The organism is Streptomyces sp. NPDC033178 (genome assembly GCF_055577685.1).
Window position 1 is genome coordinate 118334 of record NZ_JBVIPT010000010.1, and the last position, 23071, is coordinate 141404.

18 protein-coding genes and 1 pseudogene are annotated in these 23071 nt (G+C 72.2%); 5 read left to right on the forward strand and 14 right to left on the reverse strand.

All coding sequences use genetic code 11. The annotated features are described in order from the left end of the window. Positions 1-37: 37 nt before the first annotated feature. Positions 38-544 carry an Lrp/AsnC family transcriptional regulator gene (locus ACZ5VQ_RS24820; RefSeq protein ID WP_469106772.1) on the reverse strand — a complete coding sequence of 169 codons (507 nt, stop codon included), beginning with the start codon at positions 542-544 and terminating at the stop codon, positions 38-40. 60 nt (positions 545-604) lie between these two features. Between ACZ5VQ_RS24820 and ACZ5VQ_RS24825 the strand changes: the two genes are divergently transcribed. Continuing rightward, complete coding sequence (locus ACZ5VQ_RS24825) at positions 605-1957, forward strand: trans-sulfuration enzyme family protein (protein ID WP_469106773.1); 1353 nt, start codon at positions 605-607, stop codon at positions 1955-1957. Positions 1958-2085: 128 nt separating this feature from the next. Here ACZ5VQ_RS24825 and ACZ5VQ_RS24830 read toward each other — a convergent pair whose 3' ends face one another. The 5 genes from ACZ5VQ_RS24830 to pdxR form a co-directional block, all read right to left on the reverse strand. Then, a complete protein-coding gene (locus ACZ5VQ_RS24830) occupies positions 2086-3534 on the reverse strand; it encodes a GNAT family N-acetyltransferase (RefSeq protein WP_469106774.1) in 1449 nt (482 codons plus the stop codon). Between the two features lie 117 nt (positions 3535-3651). Continuing rightward, positions 3652-6312 carry a DUF7824 domain-containing protein gene (locus ACZ5VQ_RS24835; RefSeq protein WP_469106775.1) on the reverse strand — a complete coding sequence of 887 codons (2661 nt, stop codon included), beginning with the start codon at positions 6310-6312 and terminating at the stop codon, positions 3652-3654. Continuing rightward, positions 6309-7712, reverse strand: a complete 1404-nt coding sequence (locus ACZ5VQ_RS24840) for an SWIM zinc finger family protein (protein WP_469106776.1) — start codon at positions 7710-7712, stop codon at positions 6309-6311. Before ACZ5VQ_RS24840 ends, ACZ5VQ_RS24835 begins: the two co-directional genes overlap by 4 nt. A 175-nt stretch (positions 7713-7887) precedes the next feature. After that, entirely contained in the window at positions 7888-9468 is a 1581-nt protein-coding gene (locus ACZ5VQ_RS24845; protein WP_469106777.1) for an alkaline phosphatase D family protein, read from the reverse strand. A 179-nt stretch (positions 9469-9647) separates the two neighbouring features. Continuing rightward, a complete protein-coding gene (gene pdxR / locus ACZ5VQ_RS24850; RefSeq protein WP_469106778.1) occupies positions 9648-11093 on the reverse strand; it encodes a MocR-like pyridoxine biosynthesis transcription factor PdxR in 1446 nt (481 codons plus the stop codon). A 47-nt stretch (positions 11094-11140) separates the two neighbouring features. On the opposite strand from pdxR, the pseudogene ACZ5VQ_RS24855 reads away from it, so the two are divergent. Further along, a pseudogene (locus tag ACZ5VQ_RS24855) lies at positions 11141-11929 on the forward strand (EamA family transporter); the annotation flags it as partial. Positions 11930-12025: 96 nt separating this feature from the next. On the opposite strand, the gene ACZ5VQ_RS24860 reads toward ACZ5VQ_RS24855, so the two are convergent. Then, positions 12026-12856 (reverse strand): alpha/beta fold hydrolase, encoded by an 831-nt coding sequence (locus ACZ5VQ_RS24860; RefSeq protein WP_469106779.1) that lies wholly within the window; start codon positions 12854-12856, stop codon positions 12026-12028. Between the two features lie 215 nt (positions 12857-13071). On the opposite strand from ACZ5VQ_RS24860, the gene ACZ5VQ_RS24865 reads away from it, so the two are divergent. Both ACZ5VQ_RS24865 and ACZ5VQ_RS24870 read left to right on the forward strand, forming a co-directional pair. Next, complete coding sequence (locus tag ACZ5VQ_RS24865) at positions 13072-13956, forward strand: RNA polymerase sigma-70 factor (protein ID WP_469106780.1); 885 nt, start codon at positions 13072-13074, stop codon at positions 13954-13956. Positions 13957-14199: 243 nt separating this feature from the next. Beyond that, positions 14200-14961 carry a GntR family transcriptional regulator gene (locus tag ACZ5VQ_RS24870; protein WP_362069414.1) on the forward strand — a complete coding sequence of 254 codons (762 nt, stop codon included), beginning with the start codon at positions 14200-14202 and terminating at the stop codon, positions 14959-14961. 76 nt (positions 14962-15037) lie between these two features. Here ACZ5VQ_RS24870 and ACZ5VQ_RS24875 read toward each other — a convergent pair whose 3' ends face one another. Next, entirely contained in the window at positions 15038-16195 is a 1158-nt protein-coding gene (locus ACZ5VQ_RS24875; protein WP_359712906.1) for an ROK family transcriptional regulator, read from the reverse strand. A gap of 381 nt (positions 16196-16576) precedes the next feature. Here ACZ5VQ_RS24875 and ACZ5VQ_RS24880 point away from each other — a divergent pair, with 381 nt between their 5' ends. After that, positions 16577-17023, forward strand: coding sequence for a hypothetical protein (locus ACZ5VQ_RS24880; protein ID WP_469106781.1), 447 nt, complete (start codon positions 16577-16579; stop codon positions 17021-17023). Between the two features lie 31 nt (positions 17024-17054). Here the strand turns inward: ACZ5VQ_RS24880 and mug are convergent, their stop codons facing one another. The 6 genes from mug to ACZ5VQ_RS24910 form a co-directional block, all read right to left on the reverse strand. After that, positions 17055-17600, reverse strand: coding sequence for a G/U mismatch-specific DNA glycosylase (gene mug / locus ACZ5VQ_RS24885; RefSeq protein ID WP_469106953.1), 546 nt, complete (start codon positions 17598-17600; stop codon positions 17055-17057). After that, a complete protein-coding gene (purB, locus tag ACZ5VQ_RS24890; RefSeq protein ID WP_469106782.1) occupies positions 17597-19036 on the reverse strand; it encodes an adenylosuccinate lyase in 1440 nt (479 codons plus the stop codon). Before purB ends, mug begins: the two co-directional genes overlap by 4 nt. Before the next feature lie 125 nt (positions 19037-19161). Next, positions 19162-19503: a DUF4326 domain-containing protein gene (locus tag ACZ5VQ_RS24895; RefSeq protein WP_469106783.1), complete on the reverse strand. Its 342-nt coding sequence runs from the start codon at positions 19501-19503 to the stop codon at positions 19162-19164. Positions 19504-19715: 212 nt separating this feature from the next. Next, positions 19716-20498: an SGNH/GDSL hydrolase family protein gene (locus ACZ5VQ_RS24900; RefSeq protein WP_469106784.1), complete on the reverse strand. Its 783-nt coding sequence runs from the start codon at positions 20496-20498 to the stop codon at positions 19716-19718. A gap of 74 nt (positions 20499-20572) precedes the next feature. Continuing rightward, positions 20573-21595 carry a hemolysin family protein gene (locus ACZ5VQ_RS24905; RefSeq protein ID WP_469106785.1) on the reverse strand — a complete coding sequence of 341 codons (1023 nt, stop codon included), beginning with the start codon at positions 21593-21595 and terminating at the stop codon, positions 20573-20575. Continuing rightward, on the reverse strand, positions 21592-22950 hold the full coding sequence (locus ACZ5VQ_RS24910; protein ID WP_469106786.1) for a hemolysin family protein: 1359 nt from the start codon (positions 22948-22950) through the stop codon (positions 21592-21594). The genes ACZ5VQ_RS24905 and ACZ5VQ_RS24910 overlap by 4 nt, the downstream gene beginning before the upstream one ends. Between the last annotated feature and the right edge of the window lie 121 nt (positions 22951-23071).

The following is a 23071-nucleotide window of genomic DNA, read 5'->3' on the forward strand; positions in this document are numbered from 1 at the left end:
CGCCGCGTCAGCCCGGTTCTCCGCGCCCGGTGCCGCGTCAGCCCGATTTCGCCGTGGGCGTGATCCCCGCGGGCTCGGGCGGCAGAAGGGGCCCGCAGTCCCACTGCTGGAAGATCAGCCGGGTCTCGACGCGGGCCACCTCGCGGTGTGCGGTGAAGCCGTCGAGGACCAGCCGCTGCAGATCCGCCATGTCCGCGACAGCCACATGGACGAGATAGTCGTCGGGCCCGGTGAGGTGGAACACGGTCCGGGACTCGGGCAGCGCCCTGATCCGCTCCACGAACGGGCCGACCAACTCCCGCCGGTGCGGCCTGACCTGCACGGACAGCAACGCCTCCAGGCCGCGCCCCAGCTTGGCCGGATCGAGGCGCAGCTGATGGCCCAGGATGATGCCGGCCCGGCGCAGCCGCGCCACCCGGTCCAGGCAGGTCGAGGGCGCGACACCCACCTGTGCGGCGAGGTCGCGGTAGGTGGCCCGGGCGTCGTTCTGCAGCAACCGCAGAAGATGAAGATCCACCGGGTCCAGTACGACTGATTCGGCCATGGCCCGAACGTAACACGGACGTCCGCGTCAATCGCCCGTTCGGTGTTCAGGCTGCTGTCCATGGACTTCGCCAGCGTTGATGTACGCGACACGTGTGACGACGTAGAGGGAGCGGGCCGGGCGACGGCCGGGGAGACGACGGACAGGAAGGGGACACCGGCCGGGGAGGCGGCGCTCGGGGTGAAGGAGAGCGGCGGCGTGCGGGGCCCTGCCATCGACGGCCGACGGGGCCCGGACACCGACGGCGTGCGGGGCTCGGCTTCCGGAGGCTTGCGGAGCCCGGCCACCGGAGGCTTGCGCGCGCTGGCCACCGAGGCCGTGCACGCCGGGCGGGACGATCTCGCCCGGCAGGGGCTGCACGCCGTACCGATCGATCTGTCCACGACCTATCCGTCGTACGACAGCCGGGGCGAGGCGGCCCGGATCGACGCGTTCGCCACGGACGGGGCCGAGCCGGAGGGTCCGCCGGTCTACGGCCGCCTCGGCAACCCGACCGTCGCCCGCTTCGAGACCGCCCTCGCCCGTCTAGAGGGCACCGAGAGCGCCGTCGCGTTCGCGAGCGGCATGGCCGCCCTGAGTGCCGTGCTGCTCGTACGGATCGCCATGGGCCTGCGCCATGTCGTGGCCGTACGACCCCTGTACGGCTGCAGCGACCACTTGTTGACGGCCGGGCTGCTCGGGTCCGAGGTGACGTGGGTCGACCCGGCGGGCATCGCGGATGCCCTGCGGCCGGACACCGGTCTCGTACTGGTCGAGTCGCCCGCCAACCCGACACTCGCCGAACTCGATCTGCGGGCGATCGCCCACGCCTGCGGAAGCGTTCCGCTGCTCGCCGACAACACGTTCGCCACACCGGTGCTGCAACGCCCCGCCGAACAGGGCGCTCGGCTCGTGCTGCACAGCGCCACCAAGTACCTGGGCGGGCACGGTGATGTGATGGCGGGGGTGGTGGCCTGCGACGAGGAGTTCGCCGGTCGGCTGCGGCAAGTCCGGTTCGCCACGGGGGGTGTGCTGCATCCGCTCGCCGGATATCTGCTGCTGCGCGGGCTGTCGACCCTGCCGGTACGCGTGCGTGCCGCCTCCTCGAACGCCGCCGAACTGGCCCGGCGGCTTGCCGCCGACCCGCGTGTCGCCCGGGTCCACTATCCGCGGCTCGGCGGCGCCATGATCGCCTTCGAGATCCACGGCGATCCGCACGAGGTGATAGGCGCCGTCGGCCTCATCACCCCGGCGGTGAGCCTCGGCAGTGTCGACACGCTGATCCAGCATCCGGCCTCGATCAGCCACCGCATCGTGGACGCGGAGGACCGGCGCCACAGCGGGGTGAGCGACCGGCTGCTGCGGCTGTCGGTGGGGCTGGAGGACGTGGAGGATCTTTGGCGGGATCTGGACGGGGCGTTGGGCCGCGGGTGAGGGCTCCGCGGGTGAGGGCTCCGTGGGAACGGCGGCAGGCCCGGCGGAGCTCGCCGGGCCTGCCGCCGTCGCGGGATGATCTGTACCGGGACAGCCGTCGTGGGACGAAGCGGGCGCTCGCCTCCTCGTCAGTCCCGCACGGAGTGCTCGGGCTGGTGCTGCTGGACCTCGTCGTACGGCAGTCGTGAACTCACCCGCGCCGCGTCGAGGCGGGCCGTGATGACGAGCGTGCCCTCCTCGATCTGGTAGTCGAGGGGGAGGTCCAGGCCGCGCATCGCGGCGACCATGCCGGTGTTGGACGACTGCGTGACGGCGTACACGCTCTCGCAGCCGGCCTCGACGGCCATCGCCACCAGTCGGCCGAGCAGTTCGCTGCCGATACCGCGCCGCTGCCAGTCGTCCTCGACGAGCAGCGCGATCTCCGTCTCGTCGCCGTCCCAGAGGAGATGCCCGAGCCCGACGATGCGCCCCGACGCGGTCTGCACGGCGAGGGTGCGCCCGAAACGGGGGCTGAGCAGGTGGTTGAGGTACTTGTCGGCGTCGCCGACCGGCCCGTGGTAGCGCATGCTCAGCGTGCGCGACGAGCACCGCTCGTGCATGGCCTTCGCGGCGTCGACGTCACCGGCGTCGGCGCGGCGCACCGTGATGTCGTTGCCCTGCGGCAGCGTCAGGACGTCCTGGCTGCGCGGGACGCGCGGACCGAGCCGGGCGTCCAGCTCGACCAGCGCCCGGGCCCGCGCGAACTCGGTGGGCGTGAACGGCAGATACGGCCGCTCCACAGTGATCACTCCGCCTTCCGGGGCACGCAGCCGCATCACAGTGTCCTCAAGTGCCCCCTCGACGGGCGCCGCTTCGTCCGCGCGATCACCGCGCACCGACCCGGCGGGCAGCGACCGGATCGTGCACCGACCCAGCAACTGCCGCAGCGCCAATGGTAGTTCGGCCGCGTCCAGGGCCGTGCGGGTGGCCAGGCCCAGTACCCGGGTGGGCGCGTCGACCAGGTCGTGGGCGTCGGCCCGCTCGATCCAGGTGCCGGCGCCGCCCGCGTGCGACACCGCCCGGGTGACGTCGGCGGCCGAGACCTGCGCGGGAACACGCAGCAGGAACTCGTCCACGGTGCCCTCGGTCAGCGGATGCGTCTGGAGGCTGAGGATGTCGACCCGCTGTCCCGCCAGCGCCGCGCACAGCGACGCCAGTGATCCCGGCTCGTCGCGAACGGTGGTCCGCATCCGCCACAGCACGGTCTCCCCGGCGACGGCCTCGGGTGCGGTCGCGTCCGCTTCGGACGCCCCGGCCTTCCGCGCGGCGGCGGTCGGCCGGGAGTCGGTATCGCCTGTCGGAGGAGCATGGCCGTGGCGGCGTGACCACCATGTGTGGAATCCCGCCGTGGCGACCAGCACGACCGCCGAGACGAGGAGGAGGGTGGGGCCGTCGGGGCCGTGCCCGATGAGGTTCGCCACGGCGTCCGCCACCGCCACCGCCGTGAACAGCGCGGCCAGTTCCACGAGATCCCGGCGCCAGTGGTGGACCGGCCTGCCGTTTTTCGCACGCATCACTTGAGACATGTCTTGAGTCATACAGTCACTGTGAAGGATGGGTGTTGCGTGATCACGAACGCTTTGTGACTGATCGGTTAAGTGTGTTTCTGCCCTCTTTGTTGCATTTTTTACGACCCCTTGACGTGAGCCGACAGCTCAGGCGGCCACCCCGTGATCCAGCGTGGCACGCAGCCGGCGGGCCTGGGTGACGAGCCGGGACGAACCGCGCCGGTCCGCCGCCTGGGCGAGATGTGCCATGAAGCCGCGCGCTCCCGTCCGTTCGGCGCACTCCGCGGCGACGGCCAGCAGCTCCCCGAACCCGCGGGCGGACGCGGCGGCGCCGTCCGTCGCGAGATCCGCGAGCAGCACGGGCAGCGCGGCGCGGAGTATCTCCCAGACGGTGGCGTACGCGCCGGTCGTCGCCGCGGTCCGCACGGACTCGGCGAGCCGCAGCGGCTTCACCGCCCCGCGGCGCATCAGCTGCCCCAGATCCGCGCCGAGTCCCTCGGCGTCCAACTGTCCCCGCGCGGCCAGCACCAGCAGCGCGTCCACCGCGCTGAGCCGGTCCTCCGGGTGACGCGCGCCGAGCCCGTACGCCACACCGAGATGCACGGCCTCGCCCGCCTCGCCGGGCGCCTCGGCGAGCAGCGGCAGTACGGAGGCATCGCCACGGGTGCCTTCCACCGCGACCGAGGAGAGTTCGCGCAGCAGTCGCGCGGCCACCAGCTCCCGCTGCCCGGGCACCACGGCAAGCCAGTGGTGTCGCTCGGTCTGGTCCCAGTAGTGGGCGCAGTATGCGCGCGCCGAGAAGAGACCCACAGGTCGACCGAGCCGTCGGAACGCCGGGGGGAACTCTCCCGGCATCCCGTCGAGTTCGCCGAGTTCGAGCAGGATGCGGACCCCTGAGGTCCGTCGGCTGCTCCAGGGCAGGGACGGGCCGTCGGTGGTGAGCCACAGCGCCAGCCTGTTGCCCTCCGCCGTGCCGAGCGAGGCCGCCTGTTCGGCGGCGGCAGCGGTCGCGGTGGGGTCGTCGCGCCGCACGCGGAGCAGTGCCTGGGTGAAGTCGGCCTTCCCTGGCCGGGCGCCCAGCCGGTGGTACTCGTCGAGGCGGGCCACCAACTCGTCCGGCTCCAGAAGGCCCGACCCCCAGGTGGGCGTGGCCAGCAGGAACGGCAGCGGGTCGGTGCGCAGCCGGTAGGCCGCTTCCCACAGGCGGGCGTTGAAGGCGGCGGCCACCGCGCTGTGCACGCAGGGGTCCGTCATCGGCCCGTGCTGGTCTGCTCGGTGCAGCGTGGCCGTACTCACCTGGCCCAGCAGGGTCGCCAGCACCACCTCCAGGCCGTGCGGGTCCTGGCGGAAGTGCTTCTCCACCGAGGTGTACTGCGGGTCGGCGTCGACCCACCAGAGCCGGGTGACCACGGGCTTCAGCGCTTCGGCCAGCGCGTCCCGGTCCCGGTACCCGTGCCGCACCAGACCGTCCAGGCTCCGCTCGAACGCCGCCACGTCACCATCGGACGCCAGCAGGGCGCCGACCTCCTCCGCCAGCTCGACCGCCGAGTCCGGCGCGGACGGGACCCGAGCCGGCTCCGGCGCGGGCGGGAGCAGCTCCACATAGGGCTCCGGCACCCGGTCGGCCTCGTCCAGGCCCAGCGCTTCCGCGGCGCGCACTCGCAGTCCCGGGCTCAACTCCCCGGCCGCGTCGGCCACTTCGCCCCGCACCTCCGGGGATGCCGCGGTCAGGTGGCGTTCGACCAGCTTCAGCGCGCGCTCCTGTACATCCGTGTCCTCGTGCCCGAAGGCCTGGGCCACCGCGGGGAGCAGCTCGGCCGCGCTCGACGGGTCGCGCCGGAGCGCCTTCCCGAGGAGTACGAGCTGAGCCCGGACCAGCTTCTTCTCCGGGCGGAAGAGCACACCGCCGGACATCTCCGCGAGTTGCCGGGCCGTCAACTCGCCGTCCAGTGCGAGGGATCCGAGCACCGACTGGGCGTGCGACGCCACCGTGGACACCGCGTCGGAGGCGAGCGCCAGCCAGTCGGCGGCCCGCTCCCGCTCCTCGTCCCGGGTCAGCTCCAGGGCCGTCAGCAGCCGCAGGAACACCCGGCAGTCGGACGGCACACCGCCGCGCAGCAGGCGGGCGACGCAGGCGTCCACCGTGGCCCTCCGGTCGAGGGCGCCCTCCCGGGTGAGCTGCGCGAGCGCGTTGAACCAGCTGTCCGGTCCGTCACCGAACAGCCAGTCCAGGCGGCTCCCGATGTCCGCGATCTCGAAGACGGCGGCGACCAGCTCCGCCGTGTACGGGTCCTGGCGAAGCCGCTGAAGGATCGTGTCACCGCGCTGCCACAGGCTGCCGACCTGCTCGATCCAGCCCACCACATAGGTCTCGGTCGTCGGCACCGGGCACCCGGAGAGCCGTACAAGGCCCGACATCAGCTCGTACGGCACCTGGGCGAGCGGCGGGCGTTCCGCGAGCCGGTGCGCCACGTCGCCCAGCCAGTCGCGCTCCCGGTCTCCCAGCACATGGAGCAGCACTCCGGGCGATGCCTGGGACCAGCGCAGGTCGGCGGCGGTGAGCCAGGTCGCCGTCCCGGCCGCTCCGGTGTGGCAGGCGGCTCCGGCCGCGTGCAGCGCGGGATACGCCTTCCTCGACGCGGCGTCCCAGGGCGCGGCCCGCAACTCCTTGCGGAGGTCCTTCAACGCGGGCAGACAAGCCCGTCGTTCGGCATCCGTCATGCCGTCCAGCAGCCCCGCGGCCTCGCCCATCCGCCCCGCCCGCACAGCCCTCAGCAACGCCTCGTCCGCCGATACCGCACCGCTCATCGCGCACTCCCGTCGATCAGAACCTCTGTCTGTCCGGCCACCGCTCCCCGGCGGGCCATCCGCACGGCCAGTGCGTGCTTGCACGGCCCGCGCCCTCCCCGGTACTTGGCCCACCACAGGCAACTGCAGCTCAGCGCTCCCGCGTCGTCGCGCACCCGGTGTGTGTGCCCGTCCTGCGCGGTCACCGTGCCGAGCACACCGTCCAGGACCACCGCGCCCTCCGCGACGAGCGCCCGGGCCGCCCGCAGGCGCGGGTTGTGCCGCTCCACGCGCTCGGCGTCGTAGGGCAGTTCGCGGTGGAAGTAGGCCGCTTCCGCCGTGTCGTACCCCACGCGCCCCGAGGTGCCCAGGCGGACCAGGGCGGCCCGTACACGGTCGGCCGGCAGGCCCGAGGCGGCGGACAGGTCCCCGATGTCGATCCGGGGCTCCCAGGCGAGGAGCACCGAGATCAGCTCCGCGTCCTCGGCGGCCTCGTCGGTGGCCAGCGCGTCCAGGACGCCACCCTCACCGGAGAATCCCCGCGAAGCCTCCGGGGACAGTGTCAGAGTGAGCCGCATCCCGGGCAGCACGACCTCCCAGGCACTGGCCGCCACGGTGTCCCCGGCGGGCGAAGGACCGTACACCCGCAGTGCCGTCGCATGGCGGAGCACCCTCTGGAGGGCGGCCAGCCGCTCAGGGCCCGGCAGGCACACGGCTCCGGGCACCGGCCTGGTCGTGGGCCGCAAGCCCCGCCCGGCCGGCACGACCCACGCCGCGCTCCGGGAGGCGCCACGCGCGGTGGAACGGGGCAGGGACCGCAGGAACCGCACAGCCTCCGCCGCGGGCAGTTCGGCCCGCAGGTCGAAGCCGGCCGCTGTCACCTGGGCCTCGGCGAACCCCCGCAGCCACCGGTCCGGCAGCGGCACCTTCTTCTCCACGACCGGCCCGCCGAGCGTGGTCACGGCCATCTCGTCCGGGCCGACGCGCAGATGCAGCGGATCGTCCGAGCCGATCCTCGACAGGGCTTGCCGCAATGGGTTGTTGACGTCGACGTTCGTCGTGCCGTGGCCCACCTCCCCGCCGTCCAGCCCCGTGTCCAGCACGTCCAGACGCGCGTACACCCCACCGCACCCGGAGAAGGACTCGAAGCGGAGCCGGTCGCCGTTGCCCGTGACCACCGGGTCCAGCGAAGCCCGCAGCTGCCGCTGGTAGTACCGCGCCCCCGCCACGTCGGCCACCGCGAGCAGACCCGCCGAGGCCACCTGAGGCGACGTCAGGAAGCCCGCGAAGAAACGCGGATGGTCCTCGACCCCGCGGGGCGTCGCACCCCGCGAGGTCTCAAGTCCCAGGCGCCGTCCGTCCGGTGCGGACTCCAGCGCGGAGGGTCGGGTGTAGGCCACGGCCTGCAAAGATCGCGTCATGGAAAAACCGTAGAGGCGACCACTGACAATCGGCTCTGACCTGCGAAAACGCAAGAAATGGGCCAACGGTCGTGCCGCGCACCGGGGGATGACTCCGGTACGCGGCACGAGGTTCGAGAGTACGGGACCCGCCGACCGGCACAGACGCGATCTCGCCGGTCCGCGCGCACGCGAACTACTGGCCCACACGCCCCGGCTGCAGCACCTTCGTGAACAGCACCGAACCTCCCGTAGCCCGCAGACGGACGGTCAGTTCGCCGCTGTCACCGTCGATGTCGACCTCTCCGAAGTACTGCGGGGACTCCATCGGCGAGACGTTCGCCGTCGTCGGCGCCTTGATGAAGACCCGGTCGGGACCGAAGGTGCCGTCCAGCGCGTTCGCCGGGAAACCACCGGCCGCCAGCGGACCGGAGACGAACTCCCAGAACGGCGCGAAGTCCTTGAAGGCCGCGCGCGACGGGTCGTAGTGCTGCGCCGAGGTGTAGTGCACGTCCGCCGTCAGCCACACCGTGCCGGTGATCCGGCGGTGCTTGACGAACCGCAGCAGCTCCGCGATCTGGAGCTCGCGGCCGAGCGGCGCGCCCGGGTCGCCCTGCGCGACGGCCTCGATGTCCGTCGCGCCGTCCGGCACGACCAGACCGAGCGGCATGTCCGAGGCGATCACCTTCCACACGGCGCGCGACCGTGCCAGCTCACGCTTCAGCCAGACCAGCTGCTCCGCGCCCAGGATGCCGTTGGTGTCGTCGGGCTGGCGGTCCGGAGAGTTGGCGTTGCGGAACGTACGCATGTCGAGCACGAACACGTCCAGCAGCGGACCGTGGTGCACGACGCGGTGCACCCGGCCGTCCTCGCCCGTGGACGGGAGCGTGGAGATCGGGAAGTACTCGCTGAACGCCTTGCGGGCGCGGGAGGCCAGCGTGTCGACGTCCTTCACGGTGTAGCGGGCGTCGGTGAGGATCTCGCCCGGGTACCAGTTGTTGACGACCTCGTGGTCGTCCCACTGGGTGATCGTCGGCACCTGGGCGTTGAACCGGCGTACGTTCTCGTCGAGCAGCGAGTAGCGGAAGTTGCCCCGGTACTCGGCGAGGGTCTCCGCGACCTTGGACTTCTCCTCGGTGGTGACGTTCCGCCAGACACGGCCGTCCGGGAGCGTCACCGACGCCGACAGGGGGCCGTCCGCGTAGATCGTGTCACCGCTGCACAGGAAGAAGTCCGGGTTCAGACGGCGCATCTCCTCGTACGCGTAGAGGCCGCCGATGTCCGGGTTGATGCCCCAGCCCTGGCCCACTATGTCGCCCGACCAGAGGAACCGGACACCCTGGCGCCGCTTGGCGGGGGCGGTCCGGAAGGTGCCCGGTACGGGCTCACCGGTGCGGCGATAGTCGTCCGGGTCGGCCAGCGTCACGCGGTAGTGGATCTGCTCGCCCGCGGGCAGGCCGCGCAGCGGGACCGTCCCCGTGAAGTCGGTGTCGGCGCCCAGGAGGGGGCCGTGCCACCGTTTCGGCCTGCGGAACGACTCGGTCGCGGAGGTCTCCACGATCATCCGCGCGGGGCGGTCGGAACGCACCCATACGAGGCCGGAGTTCGTGGTCACGTCTCCGGCCTGCACACCCCACAGCGCCTTCGGCCGACCCGACAGGGCGAACGCGGGGGCCGTGCCGACCGAGGAGGGCAGGGCGAGCGCCGCCGACGCGGCGAGCGAGCCGCGCAGGACGCTGCGGCGGCCGGGGAACGGGTTCGGCGGGCGGTGTGACATGGGACGCCTCCTGGGACGGGTTCGACCAGTGTGCACGGCCACACTTACTGGTGTGCCGCAGCGCGCACACAAACCACAAGTGAACAAACGCGATCCGCTCCGCTGGGTTGAGCCGGGGTGTGCGGGTCGCAGGACGACGTCCGGTTTGTGGGGGCTGGTCGCGCAGGTCCCCGCGCCCCTTATGGGGCCGGTTTCACTGCCGCCGCCATCAGGCGCACGCCCTCTCGGATGCGTGTCGGAGAGACGTGGGCGTATCCCAGTACCAGGCGCACCACGTCGTCCTGCGTCGGGGCGCGTGTGTAGTCCGTGAGGGGACGGAGGGCGATGCCTGCCGTGGCTGTTCGGTCCAGGAAGTGGTTCTGCGGTCCGTAGCGGTCGGGCAGGGTGGCGATGACGTGGAGGCCGGCGGCGATGCCGGAGATCTGCGCGCCGGGAAAGTGGTCCTCCAGGGCCGCGACCAGCGTGTCGCGGCGCTCCTTGTACGCGCGCTGGCAGCGGCGGAGTTGGCGGTCGTAGTCGCCCCGCTCCACGAAGCGGGCGAGGAGGGCCTGGTCGACGACGGGATTGCCGAGGTCCATCGTGCGTTTGCGCTCGACGACCTCCTCGGCCAGTGCCGCAGGCACCAGCAGCCAGCCGAGCCGCAGCCCCGGTGCCAGGGACTTGCTGACCGATCCCGTGTACGCGACGTGCTCCGGATCGAGTCCCTGAAGGGCGCCCACCGGTGCCCGGTCGTACCGGAAGTCGCCGTCGTAGTCGTCCTCCACGACGAGTCCGTCCACGGCGCGTGCCCAGTCGAGGAGTTCGGCGCGGCGCCGCGCCGAGTAGGCGATCCCCGACGGGAACTGGTGCGCCGGCGTCGTCACCACCGCCCGCACTCCCGACGCCCGGAGCGGCCCGGTTGCCAGCCCTTCGTCGTCCAGGGGCAGCGGTACGGTGCCGATGCCCGCCGACGCGTACAGGGTGCCGTGCTCCGGGCTCGCGGGATCCTCCACACCGACGGTGCGCACCCCGCGCGCGTGGAGCACGAAACCGAGCAGCGTCATCGCCTGTGCCACACCGGAGACGACCATCACCCGCTCCGGATCCGCGACCACGCCCCGGCGACGGGCCAGCAGCTCCGCGAGAGCCGTACGCAGTTGGGGCAGCCCGCGCGGGTCCGGGTACCCCAGTGTGTGGTGCGGCAGTTCGGCGAGCACCCCGCGCTGTGCGGCCGACCAGGCAGCGCGCGGGAAGAGCGACAGATCGGGCGTGCCGGGCAGGAAGTCGGCCCGGGCGCCGGGGGAGCGGGGAGCGAGGTCCCGCGCGCGGGGGAGGGCGGCCCGGACGGCCCCGCCGACCCACGTTCCGGCACCCCGGTCGCTGCGCAGGTAGCCCTCCGCGGTCAACTGCTCGTACGCCTCGGTGACCAGGCCCCGGGACACTCCGAGATCGGCGGCGAGTTCACGGCTGGACGGCAGCCGGGTGCCGGGCGTCAGCCGCCCCGAACGGACCGCCTCGCGCAGCGCGGCCTGCAGGGAACGGCCACGCGCGCGTGCCGGTGCCGAAGCGGCCGGCAGAAGCAGCTCCCACGCGGCGGCCCACTCCGCCGCTCCGGGCGTATCCGGATTGGTCCCCGATGACGTCATGGAAGTGGACCTTAAACCGGGCCGCCGCCCTTCATAACGTCACGAGCATGAACGCCACCACCACCCGCGGGGCCCTGCTCGCCGCCCTCGCCTGCGTCCTCGTCGGAGGCTCCTTCACCGCCAACAGCGTCCTGGGCCACTACCCGTACGCGGGCGGGCAGTTCGTCCGCTACGGCCTCGCCTGTCTGCTGCTCCTGCCCCTGGTCGGACGGGGCGGCGCGGCACCCCTGCGCACCCTGACGCCGGCCCAGTGGACGCGGCTCGCGCTGCTCGCGGCCGTCGGCATGGTCGGGTTCAACCTCGCCGTGATCGCGGCCGAACGCACCGCGGAACCGGCGGTACCGGGTGTCTTCGTAGGCTGCGCCCCGGTCGTCGTGGCCGTTCTCGTACCGCTCCTGGAGGGCCGTCGGCCCCAACGGATCGTCCTGTACGGGGCGTTCCTCGTGGCCTGCGGTGCCTTCGCCGTCCAGGGGTGGGGACGCGCCGACGGAGCCGGAATCGCCTTCTCCTTGTGCGCGCTCGTCGGAGAGGTCGGCTTCGCGGTGCTCGCCGTGCCCGTGCTGCGGCCGCTCGGGCCGCGGCTGCTGTCCGCCACCGTGTGCGGAGTCGCGGCCGTGGAGTCGGCGGTGGCCGGGGTGATCGTCGACGGCCGCGCCTGGCTACGGACACCCGACACCACCGAGACCGCCGCCCTGCTGTGGCAGGCGGCGATCGTCACGGTCATCGGCTTCGTCTGCTGGTACATGGGCATGCAGCGCATCGGCGCGGAGCGCGCCACGCTCTTCTCCGGGCTCATCCCCGTCGCGGCGGCCTGCACGGCCCCACTCGTCGGAACGGGCTCCTACGGGGCGCCCCAGGCCGTCGGCAGCGCCCTGGTCGGTGCCGGAGTCGCCCTGGGATCGGGCGCGTTGGGCCGGTGGACGCGAGGCGGGTCAGCGGCTGCCGTCCAGGACGACCCGGGCGACCAGCGCCGGGTCGTCGTTCATCGGGACGTGCCCACAGCCGGGCAGCCGCACCAGCCGGGCCCGCGGAATGATCTGCTTGGCCCGGATCCCCTGGCGGCGCACCAGAATCCGGTCCCGGGTGCCCCACGCGACGGTGACGGGAAGTCCGGGGACGTCGTCGGAGAACTGCACCGACCCACCGGCCCTGAGCGTCTCGGCGAAACCCTGGGCATTGGCCAGCGCGAGGGTCTCGGCGACGACCGCCTCGGGTGAACGGCGGCCCGGGCGCGCGTAGATGCTGCTGGTCAGCACGGTGCGGCCCGCCGCCGACCGGGACAGGCGCTCGACCATCGGCAGCGGCATGCTTCGCGCGGCCGCCCGCATCGCCTGCAGCAGACCGAACGCGTACCGCCGCTCGACGGGGGACCAGAACCCGGCGGGCGACAGCGCCGTGACGGACCGTACGAGCTTCTCGCGGCCCAGCTCCAGGGCGAGCAGCCCGCCCAGGGAGTTGCCCGCCACATGCGGCCGGTCCAGGTCCAGCGCCTCGCACAGCCCGCTCAGCGCTGCATTCATCGTCGGCAGGTCGTGGGCGAGTCCGTCCGGCAGCGCGGGCGACTCGCCGAAGCCGGGCAGGTCCACCGCGATCACGTCGCGTTCGGCCGCCAGGATGTCGACGACCGGGTCCCAGGCCTGCCGGTGGTGGCCTATCCCGTGCAGCAGCAGGAGCGGTTCGCCGCTGCCCACGCGCGCGTACGCGAGGGTCACGGTCCGCGGGCCGAGCGGAGAGGGGACGCTGAAGGAGACCGTGGCGGACATGGAGCTGCTCCTCGTCTGATGACCGGCTGACTCCTAGACACCTTGTCAGCAATTGCTACCCACGGGTAGCCCCCCGGATGCCGTCAACCTCCCGGGCGTACGGCCCTCAACGCCTTCCGCGCACCTCCCGATCGGTCCCGTACGCAGGCCACGGTGTGCGGGACCACCCGTTATTCGCCTGGACACGACCCGGCGCGCCGGGTTGGGATGGTGCCGTGGCTACCGACACCGTGACCGAGGTCTTCGAAGAACACCGGCCCGTCCTGACGGGCGTCGCCTACCGCATGCTCGGCCGGGTGGCCGACGCCGAGGACGTGGTCCAGGAGGCATGGCTGCGCTGGTCCGGCGCCGACCGCTCCGACGTACGCGAACCGCGCGGATACCTGGTGCGCGTCACGACACGGCTCGCCATCGACCGGCTGCGGCTCGCCCAGACCCGCAAGGAGGCCTACGTAGGGCCCTGGTTGCCAGAGCCGTACGTCACCGACTTCGGGGCCACCGTCCCCGACACGGCGGAGCGGGCGGTGCTCGCCGACTCCGTCTCCCTGGCCGTTCTCGTCGTCCTGGAGTCCCTGTCGCCCCTGGAACGCGCGGTGTTCGTGCTCCGGGAGGCCTTCGGCTATCCGTACGCGGACATCGCGGTCACGCTCGACCGCAGCGAGTCCGCGGTGCGGCAGCTCGCAGGCCGGGCCCGTCGGCACGTCGAGGAGAAGCGGCCGCGCTACGAGGTCGACCCCGCCGAACAGCGCGATCTCACCGAACGGTTTCTCGCCGCCGCGACAGAGGGCGATTTCGAGGGGTTGATGTCCCTCCTGGCCCCCGACGTACGCCTGGTGGGCGACAGCGGCGGCCTGGCCCAGGCGCCGCTGCGGGTCCTGGAGTCGGCCGACAAGGTGGGCCGGTTCATCGCCGGAGTCACGCGGAAGGGCGTTGCGGACGCATCGTTCCGCTTCCTGGAGGTCAACGGCGGACCGGCACTCCTGGTGCTGTCCGGCGACAAGCCCGACAGCGTCCTCCAACTCGACGTCGTGAACGGCCGGATCCAGTGCGTCTACATCATCCGCAACCCTGAGAAGCTGCTGTCGCTCGCCGTCGACTGACACGCTCCGCCCGGCCCGAGCCCTCGTCCACCAGGCGGGGGCTTTGCCTTTGTGTCACGAATACGGCGCATCGCGAACACCGCATGAACGCTCTGTGTAAACACATCTGTGCGAGCTGTAACGGATCGAGGATTGGTCTTGACCAAGGGTTGGGGCCGCCATATGGTCGCAGGGATAGTGCAGGAACCTTTAATAAACAAGGGCGTTAAAAGCCGCCGGGACACGGCGATTGCGGAGGACACGGTGGGGACCACGCAGTTGGATACGGTGCCGGAGCCCAAGTACTGGCATCTCAAGACCGTGCTGAGCGAAGCACTCGACTCCGAGTTCTCGGTGGGCGAGATCCTGCCCAACGAGCGTGATCTCGCAGCCCGGTTCGGCGTCGCAAGGGCCACGCTCCGCCAGGCCCTGGAGCAGCTCGAACTGGAAGGCCGGCTCCAGCGCCGCCGCGGCGTCGGCACGACCGTGGCACCGCCACGCATGGGCGTGGCCGTCGGATCCGAGCAGCACACGTGGCCGGGCGCGGTCGGCGACGCCTGGCAGCTCGCGGACTGCACGCTGGCGGTCCCGCCCTCGGCGGTGGCACAGGCCCTGGAGACCGACCCCGACGAGCAGGTGCACATCGTGCGCCGCTCCCGGATGACGCACGGTCAGCCAGTCGCCGCCGAACTCCTCTACATCCCGGCCTCGTCGGTGCCCGACCTCTCCGGCATCGACGCGCCCTCGGGAGCCGCACGCGCGCGTGCCGTGCTGCGCGAGCTCCAGCGCCTCGGCCTGGAGAGCCAGGACCGTTCCGTGGAGCTGGGCTCGGCCCGCGCGGACGACGCCAAGGAACTCGACCGACTCCCCGGCGCGCCCGTCCTCGTCGTTACGACCCGCTTCGTCGCCGAGGGAGGCACGGCCGCGGTCTCCGTCGCCACGTACCGCGCGGACACCTGCCGGCTGACGTTCGGGGACTCCGGCGGCGTGGAGATCCACCACGACCCGGAGCGTCGGGCCTCCTGACGACCCTCCACCCGTACGCGTCGCAGCCCGGGACCCCGGGCCGCGACGCGTTTCGTTTTCCGCGTGGGGGAGCCGTTCAGCGGCGCGCCGTCACGGTGCCCTCCACCGCGAAGAGCTGCTCCTCCACATGGTCGAGCGCCAGCCGCAGCGCGCCCGTCGCCACCGCGGCCTCGCCCAGGAGCGACAGCGTCACCCGGGGCGGCCGCAGACAGTAGCGGGCCAGCTCCTTGCGCAGCGGCTCCAGTACGCCGTCGATGCCCGCCGCCCAGCCGCCGATCACCACGAGCTCGGGATCGAGTGCCAGGACGAGCGCGGCCACGTCGTGGACCAGACGCTGGATGAAGCGGTCGACGGCCGCCAGGGCCCGTTCGTCGCCCTCACGCGCGTGGGTGAACACCTCCGCGACGGCCTGCTCGTCGAGGGGATGCAGCGGCTCGTCCGTCGTGGACAGCAGCGTCTCCGGAGTGACCTCGCGGCCCAGCAGGTGGAGCGCGCCGATCTCGCCCGCCGCGCCCCCGAAGCCGCGGTGCAGCCGCCCGCCGATCAGCGATCCGGCGCCCGGGCTCAGTCCGGCCAGCACGAAGACCATGTCGTCGGACTCGGTGGCCGCGCCCTTCCAGTGCTCGGCGACCGCCGCCGCGTTGGCGTCGTTCTCGACCAGCACCGGACACTTGAAGGAACGGCGCAGCCGCTCGCCCAGCGGAAGCCCCGTCCACTCCGGCAGCGCCGTACCGAGGCGTACGGTGCCGTCGGCCTCCACTATCCCGGGCGAGGCCACGCCGACGGCACGCAGGGAGCCCCGCGCGACCCCGGCGCGGCGCAGCAGCTCCGCGACGGCCGTACGCAGCCGATCGAGCCGTTCGTCCGCCGACGCGGTCTCGCACACGTCCTTGGCGAGCGAGCCGAGAATCCGGCCGTCCAGGTCCGAGAGGAGCGCGGCAACGCGGTGCGGGCCGATCTCCAGGCCCAGCAGATGGCCCGCCTCCGCCCGGAAGCGGAACCGGCGCGCGGGACGGCCCTGGCGCCGGGCAGCGCCCTCCTCGGCCGCTGTCTCGACGACGAGCCCGCCCTCGATGAGCCCCTCGACGACGCCCTCGACCGTGGGCCGGGACAGCCCGGTCACCCGGGTGATCTCGGTGAGCGTCGCGAACTCCGTGGCGCGCAGGGCGTGCAGCACCACCGCGGAGTTGATCCTCCGAAGCAGAGAGGGATCCCCGCCGGTCAACCGCCCCAACGTCCGTCCTCCCAGCTAGTGCGCGTGTTGGTTGGGCGGATCGTACTCGGCGCGGCGGCCTCCGGCGAGTGCCGGGGACCCTCTCCGCACCCCCGGCCCGGTTCGGCCGGCCGCCACGAACCCCGACTCGCACGCCCCGATCACCGCCTGCGCACGGTCCCGCACCCCCGGCTTTGCCGGTACGGCGCTGACGTGGGGCTTCGCCGTCCCGGTGCCGACGGCCGGCCGCCCGGGCTCTCTCGCGGCGGTGACGGCGGGGTGGGCGGTGGCCGTGCTCCTCGCCGGAGCCGGGAGCCTTCGCCGTCGGGACGCGTGAACCCGAGTACCCGTTGTCACCTGACGGGCCGCCAAGTGTCAGTGGTGACCGCTTTACTGGACTTCATGACCACTGAGCGACACCTCGCCACGATCGACGAGCTGTGCGTCCGCGACTTCCCCGCGGCGCACGGCTGGTCGGACATCGGCGCGGGGGGACCCGGCTACCACCTGGTGGTGCTGGAGACGACGCACGGCTTCGGGACGGGTGACCAGGGGGAGCGGACGGAGATCGCGGACCAGTTCACCGCCTACAGGAACGGCGTCTCACAGAGGCTGAACGAGCGTTGGGGAGAGGCACATCCCACGAGCCTGGATGGTGTCTTCCTGCGCTCCGAGGACCCGGACGAGCAGATACCGAAGCCGTGGGCCTACCTCAGCGCCTACGTGAGACACGTGGACCTGTGGGAGGCCGACGGCACCGGGCGCTGGGTCGCCGTGGGGGTCTCGGAGCCCAAGGAGGGGCTGGAGTTCCAACTCTTCGCGCTGGTCACGGAGTTGGCCCCGCCGTGACGGGTCCCTGAGTCGGCCCCACCACGACCCGTCACGCCTCCGCGGCCTCCCGCAACCGGCCGAACTCCTCCGCCATCGTCGCCGCCGTCCAGTGCGCGTTCAGACCACTGGGGTTGGGCAGCACCCACACGCGCGTCGAGCCGAACGTCCGCTCCTGCGGCCCGACCGCGGCCCTGCGGTCGTCGAAGGCCGCCCGGTAGGCGGTCACGCCCACCACGGCGAGCCACCGCGGCCGCAGCCGCTCCACCTTGGCGGCGAGCAGCCGCCCGCCCTCCCGGTACTCGTCCGCGCTCAGCTCGTCCGCCCGGGCGGACGCCCGCGCCACCACATTGGTGATGCCGAGCCCGTACGACAGCAACTCGCCCTGCTCCGACGGCTTCAGCAGCCGGGGCGTGAAGCCGGACAGATGCAGGACCGGCCAGAAGCGGTTGCCGGGGCGTGCGAAATGGTGGCCCGTCGCAGCCGTCATGAGGCCGGGGTTGATACCGCAGAACAGCACCTGGAGACCGTCCGCGGCGACATCCGGCACGAGCCGGTCGCGGGCGGCCTCCAGTTCGGCGGGAGTGAACCGCGTCAGAGGATCGCCCCCGGTGTGTAGCCCGCGGCCTCCGGGTGCTGCTTCACGATCTCCTCGATCCGGGCGACGACCGCGGTCACCTGGTCGGCGGCTGCACCCGTGAAGGACAGCTTGTCGGCCATCAGGGCGTCGAGCCCGGCGCGGTCCAGCGGAATGCGCTCGTCCGCGGCGAGCTTGTCGAGCAGTTCGTTGCGCTCGGCGCCCTGCTCACGCATGGCGAGGGCGGAGGCGACGGCGTTCTCCTTGATGGCCTCGTGCGCGACCTCACGGCCGACGCCCGCGCGCACCGCGCCCATCAGCACCTTGGTCGTCGCGAGGAACGGCAGGTAGCGGTCCAGCTCACGTGCCACTACCGCCGGGAAGGCGCCGAACTCGTCGAGCACGGTCAGGAACGTCTCCAGCAGACCGTCGAGCGCGAAGAACGCGTCGGGCAGCGCGACCCGGCGCACCACCGAGCAGGACACATCGCCCTCGTTCCACTGGTCGCCCGCCAGCTCGCCCGTCATCGAGGCGTAGCCGCGCAGGATCACCATCAGGCCGTTGACGCGCTCGCAGGAGCGGGTGTTCATCTTGTGCGGCATCGCGGAGGAGCCGACCTGACCGGGCTTGAAGCCCTCGGTGACCAGCTCGTGCCCGGCCATCAGCCGGATCGTCTTCGCGGTGGACGAGGGCGCCGCCGCCAGCTGCACCAGCGCCGTCACGACCTCGTAGTCGAGCGAGCGCGGGTAGACCTGGCCGACGGACGTGAACGCCTGCGAGAAGCCCAGGTGCCGGGCGATCCGCTGCTCCAGGTCCGCGAGCTTGGCCGCGTCCCCGCCCAGCAGGTCGAGCATGTCCTGGGCCGTGCCCACCGGGCCCTTGATGCCGCGCAGCGGGTAACGGGCGAGCAGCTCCTCGACCCGGCCGTACGCGACGAGCAACTCGTCGGCGGCGGTCGCGAAACGCTTGCCGAGCGTCGTCGCCTGCGCCGCCACGTTGTGCGAGCGCCCCGCCATGACCAGCTCGCCGTACTCGCCCGCGAGCTTGCCCAGGCGCGCCAGGACGGCGACCGTGCGGTCGCGCATCAGCTCCAGGGAGAGCCGGATCTGCAGCTGTTCGACGTTCTCGGTGAGGTCCCGGGACGTCATGCCCTTGTGTACGTGCTCGTGCCCGGCGAGGTCGTTGAACTCCTCGATCCGCGCCTTCACGTCATGCCGCGTGACCTTCTCGCGCTCGGCGATCGAGGCCAGGTCGACCTGGTCCAGCACCCGCTCGTAGTCGGCGAGGGCGGCCTCCGGCACCTCGATCCCGAGGTCCTTCTGGGCCCGCAGCACGGCGAGCCAGAGCTGACGCTCCAGCTTCACCTTCTGCTCGGGGGACCACAGGGTGGCGAGCTCGGCCGAGGCATAGCGGCCGGCGAGGACGTTCGGGATACGGGGCTTTGCGGGCGCAGTCACGTGTCCAGATTCTACTGGCGGTTCCTGCAGGCCAGCGCCACGGGCCCGTTTGTCGGAAGCTACGAGAGCGCGGCGCGGGGTCGGGAGCCGGCCCCGCGGTGATCCACGGATTCCGCCCCGGCGGTCTACGACCCCGCGTCGGCCAGCTCCGCCAGGATGTCGCCGTGGCACAGCTCCGGCGCACACCAGCAGGCCAGCGTCCTGCCGCGCAGCTCCGGTACGAGAGCGAGGAGATCGGGGCGTTCGAGGAGGTACGCCCGGTACTTGGCCATCACCTCGGCGCGGGTGCCGTCGCGCTTCTTGGTGGCGGTGTCGACGGCGAACGGGTTGTAGAGCGGGTGCTGGGGAAGGTCCCAGTGCCCCATGGTCCAGCGGCGGCCGACGTACACGAGGTCCGCCGGGGCGTCCTCGAGGCCGGGGCCGAAGTCGTGGATGCGGCCCTTGAGGTTGATGACGGTGGTGGTCACAGCGGACTCCGTTCCCTTGGCCCGGCTCGTGGGGCGGCGAGCCCGATCATGCGCCGTACGAGCCGTACACGCCACCGGCCGCCTCGACCCCACTGGCCGGCTCGAACGCTTCCGACCGACTCGGCGCCCAGGGGGCTCGATGCACCAGCCCGCTTGTCGCCGCCAATGGCTCGACGCCTCCTGAACCCTGCGCCTCGGGCCCTCGTCGTGGCTTACGCCCCCGGAGTCTCGTACGGCAGCAGGTCCGGTCGTTTCGCCAGGCGGCCGTCGCCCGACGAGCGGCCGGTGAGACGTCGGCCGATCCACGGCAGCAGGTACTGCCGGGCGAAGCGCGCGTCGGCGGTGCGGCGGGCGCCCCAGCCGGGCGGCGGGGACGGCGGCATGGGCGTGCGCCAGTCGGCGTCCTCCGGGTCGTACCCGAGTGTCTGCCACACCGCCTCGGCGACCCGGCGGTGCCCCTCGCCCGTCAGGTGCAGCCGGTCCACGTCCCACACCCGGGGGTCGCCCAGCGACGGTGCCCCGTAGAGGTCGACCACGAGCGCGCCGTGGCGGGACGCGAGGTCGTCAACGCAGGTGAAGAGTTCCTCCATGCGCGGGCGGAACCGTGCCAGGACCGGGCCCTGGCGGCCGGGGCTGCGCATCAGCACGAGCTGTTTGCAGGCGGGGGCGAGGCGCTCGACGGCCTCCTCCAGGAGTCCGCGGACCCGCCCCATGTCGCACTTGGGCCGCAGTGTGTCGTTGAGCCCGCCCACGAGTGTGATCACGTCGGGCTGCATCGCCGCGGCGACGTCGACCTGCTCGGCGACGATCTGTCCGATGAGCTTGCCGCGTACCGCGAGGTTGGCGTACCGGAACCCGGGTGTCCGAGCGGCCATCCGGGCCGCGAGGAGGTCGGCCCAGCCGCGGTACGAGCCGTCGGGGAGGCGGTCCGACATGCCCTCGGTGAAGGAGTCGCCGATCGCGACAAGACTGGTGTAGGTGGCATTCGTCTGCATGGCGGAAGAGATGATAACCCGTGCACATACCCATCGGTCTGCCGCCCGGCGCACGCCCACAGCGCTCTCCCGCGTCACACCGGCTGCCCGAACAACTCCCTCAGCACGTCCTCCATCGTCACCAGCCCCGCCAGCCGCCCGTCCGTACCCAGCACCGCGGCCAGGTGCGTACGGCTGCGTCGCATCGCCGTGAGTACGTCGTCCAGCGGCGTGCTCTCCCGGACGCGCGCGATGGACCGCATGTCCTGGACCCGGAACGGCAGGTCGCGCGGCATCGCGTCCAGCGCGTCCTTGACGTGGAGGTAGCCGACGATGCGACGCCCCTCGTCCACGACGGGGAAGCGGGAGAAGCCGGACTCCGCGGACAGCGCCTCCAACTGCTCGGCCGTGACACCCACGCGCGCGTAGACGACGCGTTCCAGCGGGAGCACCACGTCCCGCACCGGACGGCGCCCCAGTTCCAGGGCGTCGTGCAGCCTCTCCTGCGCGCGGTCGTCGATCAGCCCAGCCTCGCTGGAGTCCTTGACCAGCCGGGCCAGCTCCGTGTCCGAGAACGTCGCGGACACCTCGTCCCGCACCTCGACCCGCAACAGCTTCAGCAGCCCGTTCGCGAACGCGTTGACCGTGAAGATCACCGGCCGCAGCGCCCGCGACAGCCCGACCAGCGGCGGACCGAGCAGCAGCGCCGTCCGCACCGGCTCGGCGAGTGCGATGTTCTTCGGCACCATCTCACCGAGGAGCATGTGCAGATACGTGGCCAGGGAGAGCGCGATCACGAACGAGATCGCGTGCCCGGTGCCCTTCGACAGCCCCACCGCGTGGAACACCGGCTCCAGCAGATGCGCGATCGCCGGCTCCGCGACCACACCCAGGACCAGCGTGCACAGCGTGATGCCGAGCTGCGCCGCCGCCATCAGCGCGGACACGTGCTCAAGCCCCCACAGGACGCTGCGCGCCCGCCGGTCGCCCTCCGCGCCGCCTTCCATGGACTGCTCGATCTGACTGCGGCGCACGGAGATCAGCGCGAACTCGGCTCCCACGAAGAAGGCGTTCACGACGAGGGTCAACAGACCGATGAGCAACTGTACGGCGGTCATCGCTCGCCCCCTTCATGCGATTTCCCGGGCCGTTCGGACGGGACGTCCATGGCGCGCGGCGCGTGCATCAGCACCCGCGCGGCCCGCCGCCCCGACGCGTCCCCCACGTCAAGCCGCCACCCGCCGACCTCGACCGTGTCCCCCTCGGCGGGAATGCGCCCCAGCTCGGCCGCGATCAGGCCCGCGAGCGTCTCGTACGGTCCGTCCGGTGCGCGCAGACCGACCCGGGCCAGCCTGTCGATGCGTACGGAGCCGTCGGCGGAGTACAGGGTGCGGTCCTCGTCGTCCGTGCCGGCCGGGGCCAGATCGGGCGTCTCGTGGGGGTCGTGCTCGTCCCGCACCTCGCCGACGACCTCCTCGACGATGTCCTCCAGGGTGGCGACCCCGGCGGTGCCGCCGTACTCGTCGATGACGACGGCCATCGTGCGCCTGCCGGACAGCCGGTCCAGGAGACGGTCGACGGTGAGCGACTCCGGTACGAGCAGGGGCTCGCGCATCAGCGTCGACACGCGCGTACGAGCGCGGTGGTCGGCGGGCACGGCGACGCAGTCCTTGATGTGCGCGACACCGACGACCGAGTCGAGGTTGCCGCGGTAGACGGGGAAACGGGACAGCCCGGTCGCCCGGGTCGCGTTCGCCACGTCCTCGCAGGTCGCCTGGACGTCGAGGGCGATGACCTGGACGCGCGGCGTCATCACGTTCTCCGCGGTGAGGTCCGCGAGGTTCAGCGTGCGCACGAACAGCTCGGCGGTGTCCGGCTCCAGGGCACCCTGCTTCGCGGAGTGCCGGGCCAGCGCGACCAGTTCCTGCGGGCCGCGCGCGGAGGCCAGCTCCTCGGCGGGCTCGACACCGAAACGGCGTACGACACGGTTGGCCGTGTTGTTGAGGTGGGTGATGAAGGGCCGGAACAGTGAGCTGAACCAGCGCTGCGGTGTCGCCACCCGCTTGGCCACGGCGAGCGGTGAGGAGATCGCCCAGTTCTTGGGCACCAGCTCGCCGACCACCATCAGGAAGACCGTCGACAGGGCCGTACCGATGACCAGGGCCACGGACGAGGACGCGGACTCCGGGACACGGGCGGCCTCCAGCGGACCCGCGATGAGCTTGGCGACGGACGGCTCGGCCAGCATGCCGACGACCAGGTTCGTGACCGTGATGCCGAGCTGGGCGCCGGAGAGCTGGAAGGTGAGGTTCCGTACGGCCTTGAGTGCGCCCGCCGCGCCGACCTCGCCGCGCTCGACGGCCCGCTCCAGTTCGCTGCGCTCGACCGTGGTCAGTGAGAACTCCGCCGCGACGAAGGCGCCGCAGGCGAGCGAGAGCAGCACCGCCACGGCGAGGAGGAGCACTTCGGTCATCGGGTCACCTCCGTCCCATGATCGGCCACGGGCGGGGGAATCGCGCGATGACGGCACAGCGGGACGCCGCGCCGTCGGGTACCGGGAGGCTCGCCCATGGGCGGAGGCTCACACCTTTCCT